This is a genomic window from Streptococcus sp. 2022WUSS135 (genome assembly GCF_044427045.1).
In the GTDB taxonomy this organism is placed as follows: domain Bacteria; phylum Bacillota; class Bacilli; order Lactobacillales; family Streptococcaceae; genus Streptococcus; species Streptococcus hashimotonensis.
Genome location: NZ_JAOTGL010000008.1, coordinates 1 through 18,630 on the forward strand (window position 1 = coordinate 1; position 18,630 = coordinate 18,630).

The window sequence follows — 18,630 nt, forward strand, 5'->3', positions numbered from 1 at the left end:
TTTATAATCATCAACGATTTCAAGAACGCAACAACGGCCTTGCCCCTCTTGAAATGAGGAACAAGGCCGTCGCCTAATCTTTTATTATTTCATTGTCCACTTGACAGGGAGCAGTTCATACTCTCCTCTCGCGATTTTTTTATTCAAAATTATAAATCAAAGACTGGAATTGCTGGAAAAAGAGGTCTGGATAGCGTCGATTCTCTTTCATTTCCTCCATCAGACTTTGGAGGTCGGTCATGTTGTCAGTGATGATGCCGTCCACTTGTAGCAGCAACATCTTAGTCATACTCTCCTCATCATTTGGTGTCCAAGCATACACTGACTTACCGCGAATCCAAGACTTGGTCATAAAATTTTGATCCAGCGAGGTATACTCCATAGTATAGCCGTCAGCAACCGTCGTCGGATAGATGGAGTTGAACGGAAGAATAAAGAAGGATACTAATTTCTCGCTATACTGCTTTATTTCAATAATGGTATGGTAATCTAATGATTGCATTTGGTGCCCTTTGGCAATCAAACGTTGACCGTATTTTTGTAAGAAATTACGGGTGAGGTTTGGTGAGTCTGCCTTGGTCACTTTAATTTCTACCAATAATTTTTGTCCTAGCTCATCCGCTTTTTCAAGATATTCATCAAAAGAAGGAACTGGAGCTGTCATGCCGTTTTCTGATGCAGTCATCCCTGTCAACTCTGCAAGAGTATAGTCATGTGTACCTCCGGGATTGCCCGTCAAAGCCAATAAATCCGTATCATGCATGACAATAAACTGACCATCCTTTGTCTCCTGAACATCCATCTCAATGTAGTCTGGTTTGAGCTGAGAAGTTTTCTCTAGGGCTTCAATAGAGTTCTGGACAGCATTGCCGTCATCGACACCTCGGTGAGAAATGGTAACCGGCAAAGTGTCAAAGGGAAAGTAGAGGGCAAGCGCTCCTTGGGTACCGAACACCAGACCAGATACGAGCAAAATGGCTAGTCGAAGGTGATGACGGAGGCGTTTACGGCGGTAGATTGGGAGTTGTTTTCCTGTTAGGAGGCTGACAAATCCCATCATGAAGAGTGCGACTACTCCGTAGTAGGCTAATTTTAGAAGTGCGTAACAGACAACTGCCAGCCAGTAAGAAGTACTTGGTACAAAATGCTCTGCTAATAGTTGCACAAGATAGAATAGTCCTCCTACTCCTGTAAATAGGAGAACTGGAAAAGTGATCAACCAAATTAGACGGAACAATGAACCGATTTGCTTTCTGCCTCTGGTCTTCTCCCAAGAATAAGCGATAGACTCCTTCACACCCCTGTGTTCAAAATAAATGTTTGGCAGAGCGTACATGAAGCGTGCCGCAAGCCAGAAGAACAAGAGGAGGAAGACCAAAATCAATATTCCTAGCCAGACTGTATTGGATAGGTAATCTACGATAAATTGGGGCACTACGATTTTATTAAAATAATAGATATTTAATACTCGGCGTAAAAATGGGAGAAGAATAACTGAGTAAAAGAGCAGAAATAGAACCTTTGGTAGGCTACTGTGACGGATAATCGCCACCATACTATCTCGTACATCCCGTAAATAGTCGGGGAGGTGCTTGACTTTTTCATCCAACAGTTGCCAAACCCCTGTGAACAATAGAGCTAATTCTAGGTAGGCAATGGCAATGTTGACAAAAAAGAGGAGAATAAACAAGCCTGTCACGAGCAGATTTTCAGCAAACACCGACAACAAATTCGTCGGTGAAAGGTAGGCATGCCCTGTCATAGCTAAGAGTCCCTCAGAAATCCATGAATTGAGCGGTATCCAAACAAATTCCATAAAGGTAAACAGGGTAAAAAAGAGCAAAAGGATTTTGTCTAAGTTGTAATATATTTTTTGAAATTCACGTTGTATCTTTTTCATGATTCTAGTGTCCCATATTCTAGCAAGAATTGCAAGCCTTCATCAAGGATGAAAGATTGAGAAAGTAATGGATGGAGTATAGAAAAAATCAAGTTCCTAAGTGGAGCTTGATTTCTTACTTTTGATTTGCTTTCCTATTTCCAAGCGCGGGCTGAAACTGTCTATCCCCAGACTGTTTCACTCCCCCAGACCTTTATTCGCTCTCTTGTTTCCAAGCTCATGATAAAAAGGTCCCCCGGACCTTTTTATTTCCCAAACAAACGTGCAAAGAAGCCTTTAGCTTGCACTTCTTCTGCCTGTGCTTTAACTTCGTCCAATTCCAACTTGAGAACTTCCTTATCGGCCATAGCTTTTAGTGTCAATTGCTGTTGCTGATCTAACTGTTTATCCTTCTCAGCAATCTGCACATCTTTAACCTTGAGTTGTTCATCTTTTTCGGCAAGTTGCTTATCTTTGGCTTTTAATTGACTATATAAGCGGATGATTTCAGCATTTTTCTCGTCAACTAAAATTTCCATCAATTCACGATGCTTGACTTCATCGCTAATCGGCTCATCTTCAAAAATGGTTGTTTTGTAGATTTCCTCCAACTTAATCAAGCCAGCACGGTTTACAACGGTCACACCCTTGTCATTTTTATCTACAAATTCTTCAGGAAGTGATTTGACACGATTATTCATAGCCTGCCGGCTCACTCCTAAAATTTCAGCTAACTCACTGACTGTTTTTTCGATTCCCATAATATCCTCGGTACTTACATTTCTCATAGTTTGTATCATTAAAATATTACCACAGAACCCTATCCCTGTCAAATCTAGGGGAATTTTCTTACCAAGCATTAGTGGATAATCACAAACCTCAAAAGCATCTTATCTCAATGCAATGTTATGTAGAAACGAAATATACATTCTATCTAATAAAACCATTTTTAGCACTCACTTGCTTGAACCAATATCCAGATTTTTTAACGGTACGCTTCTGAGTTTGGAGGTCAAGCGAGACCAAACCGTATCGGTTTTTATAGGCATTTAACCAAGACCAGCAGTCAATAAATGTCCAGACCATATAGCCCTTACAGTTCGCTCCTTCTTCAATACCTCGATGGAGCTGAATCAAATGGTCTTCCATGAATTTAATCCGATAGTCATCCTGAATCATGCCATTTTCTTCAAAAACATCCTCCCCTTCAACTCCCATACCGTTCTCCGTTACCAACCATTCGATATTCCCATAGTTTTCCTGGATATTTTTGGCAATGTCGTACAGCCCTTCTTCATAAATTTCCCAGCCTCTATGGGGATTGATTTTCTTGTCAGGCTTATCATAAGGCTGGAAATATTGGGATAGGAAAGTAGCTTCTCCGTTCCATCCATCTTCTGAAGGAGCCTGCACGCGCAGGGGCTGGTAATAATTTACTCCCAGAAAGTCAACCCTATTTTCTTTGATAATAGTCAATTCCTCCTCTGTGGTTTCTGGACGTAAACCGTGTTTTTCAAGAATGTCAACCAGTTCCCTTGGGTATTGTCCCAAAACAGATGGATCCAAAAAACTTCTCGTTTGAAATAGCTCAGCAATCCACGCTGCCTGTAAATCTTCTGGACTCTGACTTCTTGGATAGGCAGGAGTAAGATTAAGAACAATGGAAATTTTGTGGTCTGGGTGTAGTTGGTGACAGGCCCGAACAGCCAAAGAACTAGCCAGTTGAGTGTGATACGCTACGATCACTGCTGCCTTTGCATCCACCTTGCAAGGATAATGATAGCTTCCTAGATAGCCACATTCTACTGGAACAATGGGTTCATTAAAGGTGATCCAATGATCCACCAGATCTCCAAAGAGACTGAAACACTGGCGAGCATAAGCCTCATAGGCCCAGACGATCTCCTTATTTTCCCAGCCCCCTTTTTCCTGTAAGACATAAGGCAAATCGAAATGATAAAGATTGACCAAAAGCTTTATCCCACGCTCTCGAATACCTGCAAATACAGCCCTATAAAACTCCACAGCTTGCGGATTGACCTCGCCTATCCCTTCCGGAATCAGACGTGACCACTGTATAGAGGTGCGAAAAATACTATGACCTGTTTCCACCAACAAATCCAAATCTGACTGGAAATGTTCATAGAAAGTCGATGTTTGTTCTGGTCCTATTTGCTGTTGAAAGAGCTCCGGTTCCTGACTGTACCAGTAATCCCAGTTATTCCACCCCTTTCCATCACCAGCTACGCTTCCCTCACTTTGAGGCCCTGAAGTGGAGGAGCCCCACAAAAAACCTTCTGGAAAACGATACTCTCTTTGCTCAGTTACCATTCTTCTACCTACTTTCTTTCATACTACAGACGGAATTGTTAGAACCTGGATTCACAATGCAGCCTCCAAAAAAAATACTTTGCTTGTACATACAGGCTCTTGATAAAAACTAATTTCCCTTAGTCTAAGTATACTCCCCTATCCCGTCAATGGTCTTCCGCAATTTCAAGGAAAAACTCCACAAATCATAGCAAAGACTCAAACTACTTTCTTGATGAAAATATGATACAATAAAGGCATGAATACAGTAGATACCATTATTATCGGAGCGGGACCTGCGGGCATGATGGCCGCTATTTCTTCCAGTTTTTACGGCAAGAAGACCCTACTCCTCGAAAAAAACAAGCGTTTGGGCAAGAAACTGTCTGGCACAGGTGGCGGCCGTTGCAATGTGACCAACAACGGTACTTTGGAAGACCTGCTGGCTGGCATTCCTGGAAATGGCCGCTTTCTATACAGTGTCTTTTCTCAGTTTGACAACCATGACATTATGAATTTCTTTCAGGAAAATGGGGTCAAGCTCAAGGTCGAGGACCACGGCCGTGTCTTTCCGACCACCGACCGTTCCCAGACCATTATCAAGTGCCTGGAAATGAAGATGCTGGAAAATGGCGTGGATATCCGCACAGGAACTGAGGTGGTTTCCGTCCGCAAGATTGACGACCTCTTCCATGTCAAGACCAGCGAGGAGACCTTTACAGCTCCCCAGCTGATTGTCACCACTGGCGGCAAGACCTATCCCTCCACTGGCTCGACTGGCTTTGGTCACGACATTGCCCGCCACTTCAAGCTGGAAGTCACGGAGATTGAGGCCGCTGAAAGCCCCGTTCTGACCGACTTCCCCCACAAGAAGCTCCAAGGCATTTCCCTGGACGACGTCACTCTGACCTACGGCAAGCATGTCATCACCCACGACCTGCTCTTCACCCACTTTGGTCTGTCGGGACCCGCTGCTCTGCGTCTGTCTAGTTTTGTCAAAGGCGGCGAAACCGCATTTCTCGATGCTCTGCCGACCCATTCTGAACAAGATTTGTTTGAGCATTTAGAAGCCAACAGGGAAAAATCCGTCAAGAATGCCCTCAGAGAACTCATGCCAGATCGCCTAGCAGACTTTTTCGCTGAAAACTACGATAGCAAGGTCAAGCAAGTTTCCCAAAAAGACCTGACTGAACTGGTTACCCTCCTCAAAGCCTTACCTATCAAGATTACAGGCAAGATGTCCCTTGCCAAATCATTTGTGACCAAGGGTGGCGTTGACCTCAAGGAAATCAATCCCAAAACCTTGGAAAGCAAGAAAGTCCCAGGCCTCCACTTTGCAGGCGAGGTCCTGGACATCAACGCCCACACCGGCGGCTTTAACATTACCTACTGTCTTGCAACTGGCTGGGTGGCAGGGAGCTTACATTACTAGTTTTTACATCACATTCAAGCAAAAATTTGCTTGAATTTTTTTGTTTGTTGTTGTATGATAAATCCATAACAATATAACAAAAGGAGATTGGCTATGCAACTGAAACTTTCTTCTATTTCTAAAAAATTTGACCACAAGATTATTCTGGAGGATGCCAGTTTTCAATTTGAACAAGGCAAGATTTACGGCTTGCTAGGACGGAACGGGGCTGGTAAAACAACCTTGTTTAACTGCATTGCCCGAAATCTGACCTTGGATAGTGGCTCGATTCAGTTTGTAAAAGGCGAAGAAACATTTGACTACGATAATACAGACATCGGTTTTACCCAGACCTATCCACAATTACCTGCTTTTATGACTGCCTACGAGTTTGTCCGATTCTATATGGACATTCACAAGGATAAACTCAAATCTCCTCGCAGTCCAGAAGAATGGCTAAACTTGGTCGGTATCGGAGAAGAAGACCAGCATCGCCTGCTCAAGGATTTTTCCCATGGTATGCAGAACAAGGTCCAGTTGCTTCTGTCTTTGATTGTCCAGCCACCTGTCCTTCTCTTAGATGAGCCGCTGACTTCCTTTGACCCTGTGGCTGCACACGAGTTCAAACAACTAATTCGGGAAGCTAAGAAGGATTCCGTCATTATCTTTTCTACCCACATTTTGCAGCTGGCTCAGGACCTCTGTGACGAGATTGTTTTGCTCCATCACCAAGAATTGCAAGCAGTTCCGAGTAACAAACTCCACGACCCTGACTTTGAACAGGAAGTGGTTGCCTTGCTGACAGCAGATTAGGAGGAGCCAATGAAAACCATTCTACGTTATTTTTGGTATCGGGAAAAGTATGCCCTCCATCGCTCCGTCAACGGATTTTTCTACTACCTGCGAAAACTGCCACTTGTGGGAAAGAGCATTCCAGAAAGTATTTTCAAGTCTTACAGCTTTAAGTCTGGTTTCTTTTTGGTCCTGCACATCCTCTCCATCCCCAGTCGCTTTCTGATCAAGGGAATTTGGTTAGCCTTTTATTCTTGCATTGCTGCCTTCTGGATCAAACTCCTATCTAACAATCAGCTGAACTTTTGGCAAATCCCGTCAGATGCTTGGCTCCTATGCTTTTCCATGTGGGCTATCTTTGTTGGCTACATCTATCGGTTTGGCAGAGGTTTTGAGCCTTTTATTGCCAAACCTGAACGAGAGTTCATGCGAAATTTCGGTCTTTCCCAGTCTAGTTTTCTCCAGAGTCAACTCTTTGTAGAGCCCATTATCACCAGTCTGGCCTACCTGCCTGCCTTGCTCATCTTTTCTAGTCTTGCTGGAAATTGGCTCTATCTACCTCTAGGATTGCTGACTATCCCATCAGGAAGCCTTACTGGTCATGCTCTCAATCGAGCACTATTCAAGAGAGGTATTTTGGCACGTCGAAACTCTTGGCAATCTTGGGTCATCTTTGGAACTGGTTTAGTAGCAATTGCCTGCCTTATCCTTTTCCGCAATCATCTACTACCAATCTTTTTACTGCCTGTGCTTGTCTGTCAAGTCTTGCTGATTTGGTTTAGTTATAAGTATTTGAAGCAACAAACCAACCACCTAGACTATCTTTCCTACTGCATGGACCAGTCCTTGCAAATGGATAAGAAGATTTTTGAGATGACCAAGGGCAATGAATATACTCGCCAGGGTTTGCAGATGCAGGCAGAGCTCAGCACAGAAAAGGGAAAAGACCTATCCCACCTGTCTGGCATGACCTACCTAAACGCTCTGCTATTTGACCGCTACAAAAAAATCCTCTATAAGAAGGTGCGGAACTGGGTCTTGGCAGTAGGGGTGATTCTGGCAGCCCTGGAGGGGATTCGTTACTTTTTAGAGCCGTTTTCCTTTACGGAAGCCTACTTGCTCCAATTCCTACCGCTTTCCTTCATGATTATGTATGTAGCTTCGTCGGGCAAGGTGGTTGCTCAAATGGTCTTTGTCAACTGCGATATTTCCATGCTTCACTATCCCTTCTATCGAGAAGCTAAGACTATTATCGCTGGTTTTAACTACCGATTTTTGCAAACCTGCAAGCTCAATCTCATCTTTGCGACCAGCCTCTTTTTGGCTATCATGGTGCTGGGGCGGTTTGCCTTTAGTTTGGAAACCATTCTACTAACTGCCCTGCTCCTACTGAGTTTGACAGCCCTCTTTTCCTTCCACGACCTTTTTATCTACTATATCCTCCAGCCTTTTACCAATGACATGGATGTGGTCAATCCTGTCTATAAATTTCTCAGTGGTGCTCTCTACTGGGTGGCCTATCTCAACACCCGAATCAATGTAGGCAGCCACACCTATATCCTGCTGGTTTCCCTGGCTATGATTGCCTATGTTAGCATCGGTTACTGGATTTTATTGAAAAAAGCTCCGCAGACTTTTAGATTGAAAGCATAAAAACAGCCTCTCGCAAGAGAAGGCTGTTTTTTAGGTATGACGAGCATGTCGTATCAAAAAAATCCAAAGTCGAATGACTTTGGATTTTGGGGTTTCGATAGATAATAACTGATACCTACCAATCATAGCGAGGGAATTTCCTTGCTATAAAAGAGTATCATACTACTATCTTCTAGGAAAATTGCGGCTTCCAAAAGAGTTCTGAGGAAGAGCTTATCTTAAGCTTCTTCGTCTCTTCTTCTCTTTGCTGCAAGAAGTGCTAATCCGAGTCCAAGAGCTACTAATCCGAGTGAAGTTGCTGAATTTGCTTCCTCACCAGTATTCGGTAATTGCTTAGCTTTCTTCTCAACATTATTAGCATTTGTAGTAACTGATTTAACTTTCACTCCTGCTGCAGAATTATTTTCGTCTACTGCCACAACTTCAGCTTCTGCTGAATCAGAACTATTTCCAACCTCGTCTTTAGAGTATGCTGTAACAACTGTACCTGGCTTAATAACAGAACCTGGAACGATTACTTGCCCAGTCACAGGGTCCACAATCACCACTGTATTACTTGCTGTCCATAAACCATCCGTACCTTTCGTAACAACTACAGTTTGCGGCTTACCATTGTTATCTACGTATGAAACAACAATCTCAACAGCTTTTTCAGACGGCACAATCACAATATTACCTTTGCCATCATTTGCGACCGTAGGAGCAGTTTTATCTGCCTGCTTCACAACTTCTACTGGTGATAGCAAATCAATAGTTCCATCTGGATATTTAATTGTCACTGAAGCATCCTTAGAAACATTAATCTCTGTTCCTTCTGGGAGGTTATTGTTCTCTTTAAGGAATGCCTTGATACGAGCAATTTCTTTTTCAGTCAAGTTATTTGGATCAACCACTGGTGTTACTTTCGCAGCTGGTTTAATTAGAGCTGCCATTGGAAGTTTGATTTTTTCCAACTCTTGATGAGTTCTAACACCATTGATTAAAGCAATCACTTCGTCAACAGCTTTATCAATTTCAGATTTAGCCGCTTCCTTAGCTGCATCTGTCAAGTTCGGATTGGAGTCAATGGCTGACTTAGCGGATTCTGCTTCTTTACCAATCTTGTTCTTAGCATCTTGTTTCGCTGCATCAAGAACGTCTTTGGCGATTGCGCCTACGCCTTTATCTTCCTCTGATTGAACTGCATCTGACGTTGATGCCTTAGCAATTGCGGCTGTCGCAGCTTGAGCATCCGCATCTACTGCTTTCTTAGCTGATTCTTTCTCTGCATCTGACAAGTTTGGTTTCGCGTCAATGGCTGACTTAGCGGATTCTGCCTCTTTAGCAATCTTGTTCTTAGCATCTTGTTTCGCTGCGTCAAGAACATCCTTAGCGATGGCTGAGACGCCTTTATCCTCGGCTGATTGTGCGTCGGATGGACTTGTTGAAGCATCAATTGCGGCTGTCGCAGCTTGAGCATCCGCATCTACTGCTTTCTTAGCTGATTCCTTCTCTGCAGCTGTCAGGTTCGGATTGGCATCAATTGCTGACTTAGCGACGTCAACTTCTTTAGCAATCTTGTTCTTAGCGTCTTGTTTCGCTGCATCAAGAACATCTTGGGCGATTGCGCCTACGCCTTTATCTTCCTCGGCTTGAACTGCATCTGGAGTTGATGCCTTAGCAATAGCATCTGTCGCAGCTTGGGCAGCTGTATCCACTGCTTTCTTAGCTGATTCCTTCTCTGCATCTGTCAAGTTTGGATTGGAGTCAATTGCTGACTTAGCGGCGTCAACTTCTTTAGCAATCTTGTTCTTAGCGTCTTGTTTCGCTGCGTCAAGAACATCTTGGGCGATTGAACCTACGCCTTTGTCCTCTGCCGATTGCGCTTCGACTGGACTTGTTGAAGCATCAATTGCTTCTGTCGCAGCTTTAGCATCAGCATCTACCGCTTTCTTAGAAGCTTCCTTCTCTGCATCTGATAAGTTCGGATTGGCATCAATTGCTGACTTAGCGACGTCAACTTCTTTGGCAATCTTGTTCTTAGCATCTTGTTTCGCTGCGTCAAGAACATCTTGGGCGATTGAACCTACGCCTTTATCCTCTGCCGATTGCGCTTCGACTGGACTTGTTGAAGCATCAATTGCTTCTGTCGCAGCTTTAGCATCAGCATCTACCGCTTTCTTAGCTGATTCCTTCTCTGCATCTGTCAAGTTTGGATTAGTATCGATAGCTGACTTAGCAGCATCGGATTCTTTAGCAATCTTGTTCTTAGCATCTTGTTTAGCGGCGTCAAGAACATCTTGGGCGATTGAACCTACGCCTTTATCCTCTGCCGATTGCGCTTCGACTGGACTTGTTGAAGCATCAATTGCTTCTGTCGCAACTTTAGCATCAGCATCTACCGCTTTCTTAGCTGATTCCTTCTCTGCATCTGTCAGGTTCGGATTGGAGTCAATGGCTGACTTAGCGGCGTCAACTTCTTTAGCAATCTTGTTCTTAGCGTCTTGTTTCGCTGCGTCAAGAACATCTTGGGCGATTGAACCTACGCCTTTGTCCTCTGCCGATTGCGCTTCGACTGGACTTGTTGAAGCATCAATTGCTTCTGTCGCAGCTTTAGCATCAGCATCTACCGCTTTCTTAGCTGATTCCTTCTCTGCATCTGATAAGTTCGGATTGGCATCAATTGCTGACTTAGCGGCGTCAACTTCTTTAGCAATCTTGTTCTTAGCATCTTGTTTAGCGGCGTCAAGCTCACCATCTTTCACAAGTGAAGTCAACCCATCAATCGCAGCCTTATCTGCAATTTTCTGTGTTTCTTTAGCTTTTTCAAGATCTGCTAGGGCTTGTGTTTTTTCTGCTTCTTGTGTAGCCTTAGTTGCATTGTCATGAATGGTTTCTAAAGTTTTTGTCACAACGTCAGTTAGCTTTTTAATTTCGGCTTGCTTATCTTCATCTGACAAGTTTGGATCTTCCTTGATAGCTTTGAGCGTATCTTCTGCAAGCTTCTCTACTATTCTAGTTGCTTCTTCTTCTTCCGTTCGGATTGCTTCCTTAGCTAATTCTTTATCCTTAGCCAATTCAACTGCATCTCTAGCTTCTTTACCTGTATCTGTCAAGCTCTTTTCGCCAGCAAGTGTAGCCGCTTTCGCATCTTCTACAGTAGTAGCTTTATGAATTTCATTTGTTGCTACCCTAGCAGCTTCTTCAAGAGCTGCTTTTCCTTTATCTACAGCATCTTGAAGAGCCTCCTTAGCAATTGCTTTCTCCGCATCAGTCATAGTTGACGCATCAATGGCTTTTTCTGCTTCTGCTTGCTTATCTTTGAGTTTTTTGATTTCATCTGCCAACTTAGCAGCAATAGCACCTTTAGCATCTGCCTTAGCAGTAATCAAATTGATAGCTGCTACACCTTTGTCCTCTTCTACTTGAACCGCCCCTGGAGTTGACGCTTTATCAATTGCGTCTGTTGCTACCTTAGCTGCCGCTTCTACTGCATTCTTAGCTGATTCCTTCTCATCTGGAGTCAAGTTTTGATTGTCGTCAATCGCTGACTTAGCGGCGTCGGATTCTTTAGCAATCTTGTTCTTCGCATCTTGTTTCGCTGCGTCAAGAACATCTTTGGCGATTGCGCCTACGCCTTTATCTTCCTCGGCTTGAACTGCGTCTGGTTTTAGCGCCTTATCAATAGCATCTGTTGCAGTTTGGGCATCTGTATCTACTGCTTTCTTAGCAGCTTCCTTAGCTTCATCTGTCAAGTTTGGATTGGTTGCAATGGCTTCTTTAGCAGCGGCTGCATCTTTGGCAATCTTGTTCTTCGCATCTTGTTTCGCTGCGTCGAGAACATCTTCTGCAATGGCTGCAACACCTGCATCCTCTTCTTTTTGAACATCTGCTGGGCTGGTTGCAGCTGAAATAGCGTCGTTAGCTTTGGCTACTTCTGCATCTACCGCATCGGTGAAGGTTTTCTTCTCTGCATCTGTCAGGTTCGGATTGGTTGCAATGGCTTCTTTAGCGGCGGCTGCATCTTTAGCAATCTTGTTCTTAGCATCTCGTTTAGTAACTTCAAGCTCACCATCTTTCACAAGTAAATTCAACTCATCAATCGCAGCCTTATCTGCAATTTTCTGTGTTTCTTTAGCTTTTTCAAGATCAGCTAGGGCTTGAGCTTTTTCTGCTTCTTGCGTAGCCTTATCTGCATTGTCACGAATGGTTTCTAAAGTTTTTGTCACAGCGTCAGTTAGCTTTTTAATTTCAGCTTCCTTAACTTCATCTGACAAGTTTGGATCTTCATTGATAGCTTTGAGCGTATCTTCTGCAAGCTTCTCTACTATTTTAGTAGCTTCTTCTTTTTCTGTTCGGATTGCTTCCTTAGCTAATTCTTTATCCTTAGCCAATTCAACTGCATCTCTAGCTTCTTTACCTGTGTCTGTCAAGCTCTTTTCGCCAGCAAGTTCCGCCGCTTTCGCTTTTTCTGTAGTAGTAGCTTCATGAATCTCATTTGTTGCTACCCTAGCTGCATCTTCAAGATCTGCTTTTCCTTTATCTACAACATCTTGAAGAGCCTTCTTAGCGATTGCTTTCTCCTCATTAGTCATAGTTGACGCATCGATGGCTTTTTCTGCTTCTGCTTGCTTATCTTTGAGCTTTTTGATTTCATCTGCCAACTTAGCAGCAACGGCACCTTTAGCATCTGCCTTGGCAGTAATCAAATTGATAGCTGCTACACCTTTGTGCTCTTCTGCTTGAACTGCATTTGGAGTTGACGCTTTATCAATTGCGTCTGTTGCTACTTTAGCCGCCTCTTTCACTGCATTCTTAGCTGATTCCTTCTCATCTGGAGTCAAGTTTTGATTGTCGTCAATCGCTTTCTTAGCTGATTCTGCTTCTTTGGCAATCTTGTTCTTAGCATCTTTCTGAGTAGCTTTAAACTCTTCTGCATCAATAGCCTTCACTCCATCGCTTGTCGCTGTGTCAACTTCGGTTGGAGTTGACGCCTTATCAATAGCGTCTGTCGCCACCTTAACCGCATCTTCTACTGCTTTCTTAGCTGATTCTTTCTCTTCTGGAGTCAAATTCGGATTGGCTTCAATGCCTTTCTTCGCATCGTCTGCTGCTGCTTGAAGTTCTACTTTGGCAAGATCTTTGTCAGCCTTATCCTCCACTGCTTGAACTTTTTCTGGGGTAGGTTGCGACAAAATGTCAGATTCGGCGTTATTAACAAGCTCATCTACCTTAGCAATAGCTTTTGCTTTCTCTTCCGGAGTTAAGTTTGGATTAGCATCAATAGCTGCCTTAGTTTCTTCGCTATCTTTTTCAAGCTTATTCAAAGCATCAAGTTGGGCTGCGTTAATAACATCTTCATTGTATGCAATTTCCGCTTTGTCAATTGCCGCCGTAATTTCTTCAGTATCTTCAGCATTATTGATCTCCTCAATTGCAGTTTCTTTAGTTGCGTTAATGTCGTCAAAGTGCGCCTGTTTATCATCCTCTGACAAATTTGGATTATTGTTAACTTTTTTCAACGCTTCGAATGCTTTGTTTTCAACTTCTGCTTTAGCTCGCTCTTGTTCCTTCGTCCAATCAATAGATTTTTCGCCTACTGCTTCTGCATTGTCCAGACTAATCTCACCATTAGTCTTAGCGTCATTGATTTCTGAAACAGTCGTAGCTTTATCAATTTTTTCTTTAGCTTCTATCGCCTTGTTGTCTAAGTCTTTCAAAGCATCCCCAGCAACGGCAGTAACAGCAGCCTTAGCAGCCTGTTTCTGTTCTTCTCTCAAAGAAATGTTATTATCAATTTCAGCAATTGCTACATCCCGTTTTGCTTCGAGCTCTTTGATTACCTCAGCCAACTTATCGTCAATCGCCTTTTTAGCTTCTATCTGAGCCAAATCTTTTTGATTAACCTTGAACGACACATTCACTGTATCCGTCGAATTATCTGGATAAGCCACAGTTACTGGAACAGTAACATCAACTTCTTGATTAGCCGGTGCTTTAACCGAAACTTCACCTGTCTCACTTACTGAAATTTCATAACCAAGTGCTTGTTTTTCAGATAAGAATTTTGGCTCCACTGCATAAGCCGTACCTGCAGGTGCTGTCGTCGCTACGTTTGTCTTCTGACCATCAACCACTTCCTCTTTTGTGAAGGTGATTGGTTGTGTCGCTACTGTACCACTTCCTGGTACCAAGCTAGTATTCTCGTCAGCTTTAGCTGTCAAGACATCTGAATATTTAGGAATGATAACCTTGACTGTCACATCCTTGTATACATTTGATGCTGTTACAACACGAACTTTTACATCATATTCGCCTGGTTCAGTTGGAACTTTTTGATTTGGTGCCAATTCTACACTACTGTACATTGTTGTGTCTGCTAAAACTTCTTGGTTCCCAGAACCTGTAATCACTTCAACTTTGGCAAGAATTTCTTCTTTTGTCGGAAGTTCGCCAGCTTGTTTTTCCAACACATTTGTATTGTTGGTAAATCTTGTATCTAGCAAGCGAGTAACGTGACGTTTATCTCCGTCAACATTGACAGCTACAAACTCCATATTGCCTAAAGAATCTGTTACTCCAAAGGAACGTCTATAGACACCAAGTTTCTCCTCTGTTGGAGTACCTGTTGCATAGGCAACTGCTGTATTCGCTGTAGTACCATTTTCTTTAGTAATTTCAATGCCACTAATTGGGGTCTCAACATTATTTGGAGATTGATAGAATGTAATTTTATCTACACCATCCTTATCCTCAACCGTTAGCATCTTAACCTTGTTGCTTCCATCAACTGTTTGGATAGGAGAATTTCTAAATAGATATGTATCTACCTTTTCAACTTCTTTCGTACGTGTGTCATTTACTGGTACCCAGTTATAGATTGTCTGACCGTATTGGTTAGTTGTCTTAACTTTGATTTCGTAGTTTCCACCTGCTGGTAGGGTATTTAGGGTTGTTGCCGAAAGAATTTTCTCTTCTGTTTCTCCTTTTAAGCGGTAGCCTACGATTTCACGAGTGTACTCAGATGTAGGAACAGTGAGTGATGGGTTCACATCTCTGCCTTTACTTGTTGTATCAATTGTCAGCTTGCCAAAGATCTTAGCATCTGTCAAGTCTGACGCCGTTGCAACTGTTAAATCTGTATTATCAGCTCGTTTATCCGTATAAGCAATAACATAGAATGGGTTACTGTATGATACATTTCCTTTGGCATCTGTCATCTTAACGATACGTGAATAGAGACCACCTTGACCATACGGGAATTCACCAGTCAGACGACCTTGGGCATCAAAAAGAAGTTCACCGCTGTGTTCCTTTCCTATATTCCCAGTTTCCACAGAAATTGGATCGCTACCATTAGTAACCATTGAGCCTGAATTCCCTGCTTCATATGCAGTGATGTTTCCTGGGACTCCATATGTAAGCGCTACAGCATCACCCTCTGGATCTGTTACAAGGAAGGATTTAGTTGCATTTGCTGGTACAAAATCTGGTGCCGCTGTATCACCTTTTTCTAATTCAGTCGTTCCTTCAACATTACCAAAAACATGGAGAACTTCATATTGGCGATTATCACCCTTCTTAGCAGCAAGTCCTGAGTTCACCCCAATTGTCGGCATGGTTGCAGGTGCATTTGTTACACTAGCATTCAGCGCCTCCGGCAAGATTTCAGCTGCACGGTTTTCTACGTCCGCACGAACTGCTTCGATTGGTTCCTTGGGTTCTTCTTCCGTTTTAGTCTCATTTCCAAGGTCTTGGTTAGCTGGTGCTACAGCTGCCTCTGCTTCTGTCACTGTGTTAGCATGAACAACTGGGCTGTTTGCGATTGCTCCTCCCAAAATAACGTTTGCAATGACTGCCGAAGCTAGACCAAAGCTAAATTTGCGAAAAGAAAAACGTTGTTCTTTTCTGAACATATCTTTATAAGACATGATATCCTCCTATATTTTACTGGCGAATGCCATCATTTCTGGTTCCTGTAACACCATGTACAAAAACACACCTCCTGCTTTAAAAACTTAGCAGAAGGATACCCAGTAGATTATTTATTTTAAAGTAGACAGAATATTTTCATCCAGAGTATATAAAATTTCTACTTGAATACCGTCACCATTATACTCCTTATGCCTCAAAGATACAAGAAAAAATCTGTTATTTTTGAGTTTTTTTTGAAAAATTTACTGAAAATCTATCATATTTATATAAAGGAAAACAAATATCGTGTAAACAGCCTACTTAAAAAGATAATTTAATTACATTTTAAACAAACCATGACTAGTTTTGAGTTGTTCAACGGTACCAAAAACCGAGCGACAAAAACCCTGTGGTACTGCGATTTACTTCTCAAAAATTGTTTGAAATAGGAAATAATGTCTTTCCCACTCACATTTCTCTTACCAGATGTCCAAAATCGCTTGCCAGACCAGTGTCAACCCAGTCACTCCCAGCCAGCAAACCAGACCAACCATGAGAGCCGCTTTGCCATTTTTCACCAAGGCAAACACATTTGTCCGCAAACCAATCGCCACCATAGCCATACAAATGAAAAATTTAGAGAGGGACTTCAGCGGAGCAAACCAATCTGCCCCTATACCAAATCCACCCGCTATCGTTGTGATTAGACTAGCTAAGATAAAATACAAGATAAAGGTCGGAAAACCTGTCAGGAGGGACTTCTTATCTGCCTTGAGACCCTTTCCTCGGGTTTGCCAAATTGCTAAGACTGTTGTAATCGGGATAATGGCTAAAGTTCGTGTTAACTTAACCGTCACTGCTGTATCTAAGGTCTGACTGCCTAGACCATATAAGCTATCCCAGGTCGAAGCCGCTGCTGTCACAGAGGAGGTATCATTGACCGCCGTTCCGGCGAACATCCCAAAGGCCTGACCCGAATCTGTCGAAAACCCAAGCCACGTTGCTAAAGTCGGAAAGACCAAAGCTGCCAAGACATTAAAGAGAAAGATGACCGAGATAGCTTGTGCCACATCCTCATCATCTGCCTGAATAATGGGAGCTGTCGCCGCAATGGCTGACCCTCCACAAATAGAGGTACCAACGCCAATCAAGGTCGCCAGAGGAGATGAAATCGGCAACCATTTCCACATCAAAAATGCCAAAAACAAAGCGAAACTGATGGTTGAAAGAATAATTGGAAGAGACTGACGACCAACTGCCAAGACCGCTGATAAGTTTAATCCAAATCCCAAACAAATCACAGCATACTGTAAAATTTTCTTGGAAGTAAAGGTTAAGCCTGAATGAAATGCATTTTTACTTGAAAAATAGGGATACAGGCTCATCCCGATTAGAAGGGCAAAAACAGGCCCGCCTACAAGTGGAAATAAATGGCCTAACCACTGACCCGCCAAAGCCAAAAAGAAACAAAGTCCGACACCTTTGGCATTTTCTTTTACCATAAAAACCTCCTAAAATATCAAACGTAACACCGCAGTTGTAACAACGCCAACCAAGACTGCTAAAAGGATATTTTTTGTTTTCAAAACCACAAAAAATGTCGGAAGAATAGCCAAGCTTTCCACAGGGAGAAAACTTGGCAAGGAGCCAACTTTCTCATCCATAATACTGGAGAGGGTCAATGCAAAAATGATAGTGATTGGCAAAAAGCTGAGGAATTTCACCAACTTTTGAGGGAGAGATTTATTTTGCGTCAGTACAAAAGGTAGGACACGTGGCACCCAAGTCACCAGCGCCGCCATCAGAATAATCAGTAAAATGTTAGTTTTTATCATCAATCATCACCCCCACAAAGCAACCTAAGAGTGTCGACAAGAGCACCGCCACATAGGACGACAACATCATAGACAGACCGATATAGCCCAGACCAACTGCCAGCAGAATCAAGCCAATTTTTTTCAGCGGAATGGTCCGAACCATAGCCTCTAACTGACCTGCAAAAATACCGACAAACATGGCAACCAAGGCAAAGTCCAATCCAAACTGCTCAGGATTTGGAATGAGACCACCAATCAGATTGCCGAGAGTCGTGAATGTAACCCAAGAGGCGTAGCTTGCAAAATTATTTCCGTACATCCATTCTGGAGTAATGGTATGATGCTCAATCTGCTTACGCAAAAGAACTGCATAGGATTCATCCGTCACAAAGGATCCTATCAAGATATTCGACCCTAAACGATTTCCTTGAAAAATAGTTGTCGCATGCAAGCACATCAGAAAATTCCGCAGGTTGACAAAGAAAACGGTTACTACAATGGATAACAAAGGCGCGCCTGCAAAAATCATGGCACACATGACAAATTGAGCACTCCCGGCATAGATTAATAGGCTCATCAGCCCCATCTCCACAGTAGAAATGCCCGAATTGACCGATACGACTCCGCAGGCTAGACCAATACTGGCATAGCCTAATACAGTGGGAATGGCATCGCGCATCCCTTCACGAAAAGCATATTTCTTCATTCATTATCTCCCTTCCCCTCACTAATTGATTGAAGAATTATTCTCTCATTTTCTCACATTGCAACTCGTTTTTCAAGAATTCTTATAGCTAATACTCAATGAAAATCAAAAGTAGCCTAGAAAACGAAGCCGAAGATAGAACTGGAGTTCATCAAGGCAAGTTGACAAC

The 18,630-nt window shown here is 42.9% G+C and carries 10 protein-coding genes; 3 read left to right on the plus strand and 7 right to left on the minus strand.

Annotation, left to right across the window (positions count from 1 at the left end):
• Positions 1 to 139: 139 nt before the first annotated feature.
• From ODU45_RS03930 to ODU45_RS03940, 3 genes are all read right to left on the minus strand, one after another.
• On the minus strand, positions 140 to 1,900 hold the full coding sequence (locus tag ODU45_RS03930; protein ID WP_105153263.1) for a glycerophosphodiester phosphodiesterase: 1,761 nt from the start codon (positions 1,898 to 1,900) through the stop codon (positions 140 to 142).
• Positions 1,901 to 2,145: 245 nt separating this feature from the next.
• Complete coding sequence (locus tag ODU45_RS03935) at positions 2,146 to 2,640, minus strand: DUF536 domain-containing protein (protein ID WP_012774919.1); 495 nt, start codon at positions 2,638 to 2,640, stop codon at positions 2,146 to 2,148.
• A gap of 169 nt (positions 2,641 to 2,809) precedes the next feature.
• The gene (locus ODU45_RS03940) at positions 2,810 to 4,210 is read right to left on the minus strand and encodes a glycoside hydrolase family 1 protein (RefSeq protein WP_398580813.1); all 1,401 of its coding nucleotides are present in this window, start codon (positions 4,208 to 4,210) and stop codon (positions 2,810 to 2,812) included.
• Positions 4,211 to 4,448: 238 nt separating this feature from the next.
• On the opposite strand from ODU45_RS03940, the gene ODU45_RS03945 reads away from it, so the two are divergent.
• From ODU45_RS03945 to ODU45_RS03955, 3 genes are all read left to right on the plus strand, one after another.
• Positions 4,449 to 5,621, plus strand: a complete 1,173-nt coding sequence (locus ODU45_RS03945; protein WP_029171643.1) for an NAD(P)/FAD-dependent oxidoreductase — start codon at positions 4,449 to 4,451, stop codon at positions 5,619 to 5,621.
• Between the two features lie 93 nt (positions 5,622 to 5,714).
• Positions 5,715 to 6,413: an ATP-binding cassette domain-containing protein gene (locus ODU45_RS03950; protein WP_398580814.1), complete on the plus strand. Its 699-nt coding sequence runs from the start codon at positions 5,715 to 5,717 to the stop codon at positions 6,411 to 6,413.
• Positions 6,414 to 6,422: 9 nt separating this feature from the next.
• Complete coding sequence (locus ODU45_RS03955) at positions 6,423 to 8,045, plus strand: hypothetical protein (protein ID WP_398580815.1); 1,623 nt, start codon at positions 6,423 to 6,425, stop codon at positions 8,043 to 8,045.
• 218 nt (positions 8,046 to 8,263) lie between these two features.
• Here ODU45_RS03955 and ODU45_RS03960 read toward each other — a convergent pair whose 3' ends face one another.
• The 4 genes from ODU45_RS03960 to ODU45_RS03975 all read right to left on the minus strand — a co-directional run bounded on the left by ODU45_RS03960 (position 8,264) and on the right by ODU45_RS03975 (position 18,461).
• Positions 8,264 to 15,955, minus strand: coding sequence for a DUF1542 domain-containing protein (locus ODU45_RS03960; RefSeq protein ID WP_398580816.1), 7,692 nt, complete (start codon positions 15,953 to 15,955; stop codon positions 8,264 to 8,266).
• Positions 15,956 to 16,417: 462 nt separating this feature from the next.
• Entirely contained in the window at positions 16,418 to 17,440 is a 1,023-nt protein-coding gene (locus ODU45_RS03965) for a YeiH family protein (protein WP_398580817.1), read from the minus strand.
• A gap of 9 nt (positions 17,441 to 17,449) precedes the next feature.
• Positions 17,450 to 17,773, minus strand: coding sequence for an AzlD domain-containing protein (locus ODU45_RS03970; protein ID WP_053866964.1), 324 nt, complete (start codon positions 17,771 to 17,773; stop codon positions 17,450 to 17,452).
• Positions 17,760 to 18,461 (minus strand): AzlC family ABC transporter permease, encoded by a 702-nt coding sequence (locus tag ODU45_RS03975; RefSeq protein WP_044759131.1) that lies wholly within the window; start codon positions 18,459 to 18,461, stop codon positions 17,760 to 17,762. The genes ODU45_RS03970 and ODU45_RS03975 overlap by 14 nt, the downstream gene beginning before the upstream one ends.
• Between the last annotated feature and the right edge of the window lie 169 nt (positions 18,462 to 18,630).

Bases quoted from the DNA above. Each gene is read 5' to 3' on its own strand.
- ODU45_RS03930 (WP_105153263.1), bottom strand. From the start codon at position 1,900: ATGAAAAAGATACAACGTGAATTTCAAAAAATATATTACAACTTAGAC.
- ODU45_RS03935 (WP_012774919.1), bottom strand. From the start codon at position 2,640: ATGGGAATCGAAAAAACAGTCAGTGAGTTAGCTGAAATTTTAGGAGTG.
- ODU45_RS03940 (WP_398580813.1), bottom strand. From the start codon at position 4,210: ATGGTAACTGAGCAAAGAGAGTATCGTTTTCCAGAAGGTTTTTTGTGG.
- ODU45_RS03945 (WP_029171643.1), top strand. From the start codon at position 4,449: ATGAATACAGTAGATACCATTATTATCGGAGCGGGACCTGCGGGCATG.
- ODU45_RS03950 (WP_398580814.1), top strand. From the start codon at position 5,715: ATGCAACTGAAACTTTCTTCTATTTCTAAAAAATTTGACCACAAGATT.
- ODU45_RS03955 (WP_398580815.1), top strand. From the start codon at position 6,423: ATGAAAACCATTCTACGTTATTTTTGGTATCGGGAAAAGTATGCCCTC.
- ODU45_RS03960 (WP_398580816.1), bottom strand. From the start codon at position 15,955: ATGTCTTATAAAGATATGTTCAGAAAAGAACAACGTTTTTCTTTTCGC.
- ODU45_RS03965 (WP_398580817.1), bottom strand. From the start codon at position 17,440: ATGGTAAAAGAAAATGCCAAAGGTGTCGGACTTTGTTTCTTTTTGGCT.
- ODU45_RS03970 (WP_053866964.1), bottom strand. From the start codon at position 17,773: ATGATAAAAACTAACATTTTACTGATTATTCTGATGGCGGCGCTGGTG.
- ODU45_RS03975 (WP_044759131.1), bottom strand. From the start codon at position 18,461: ATGAAGAAATATGCTTTTCGTGAAGGGATGCGCGATGCCATTCCCACT.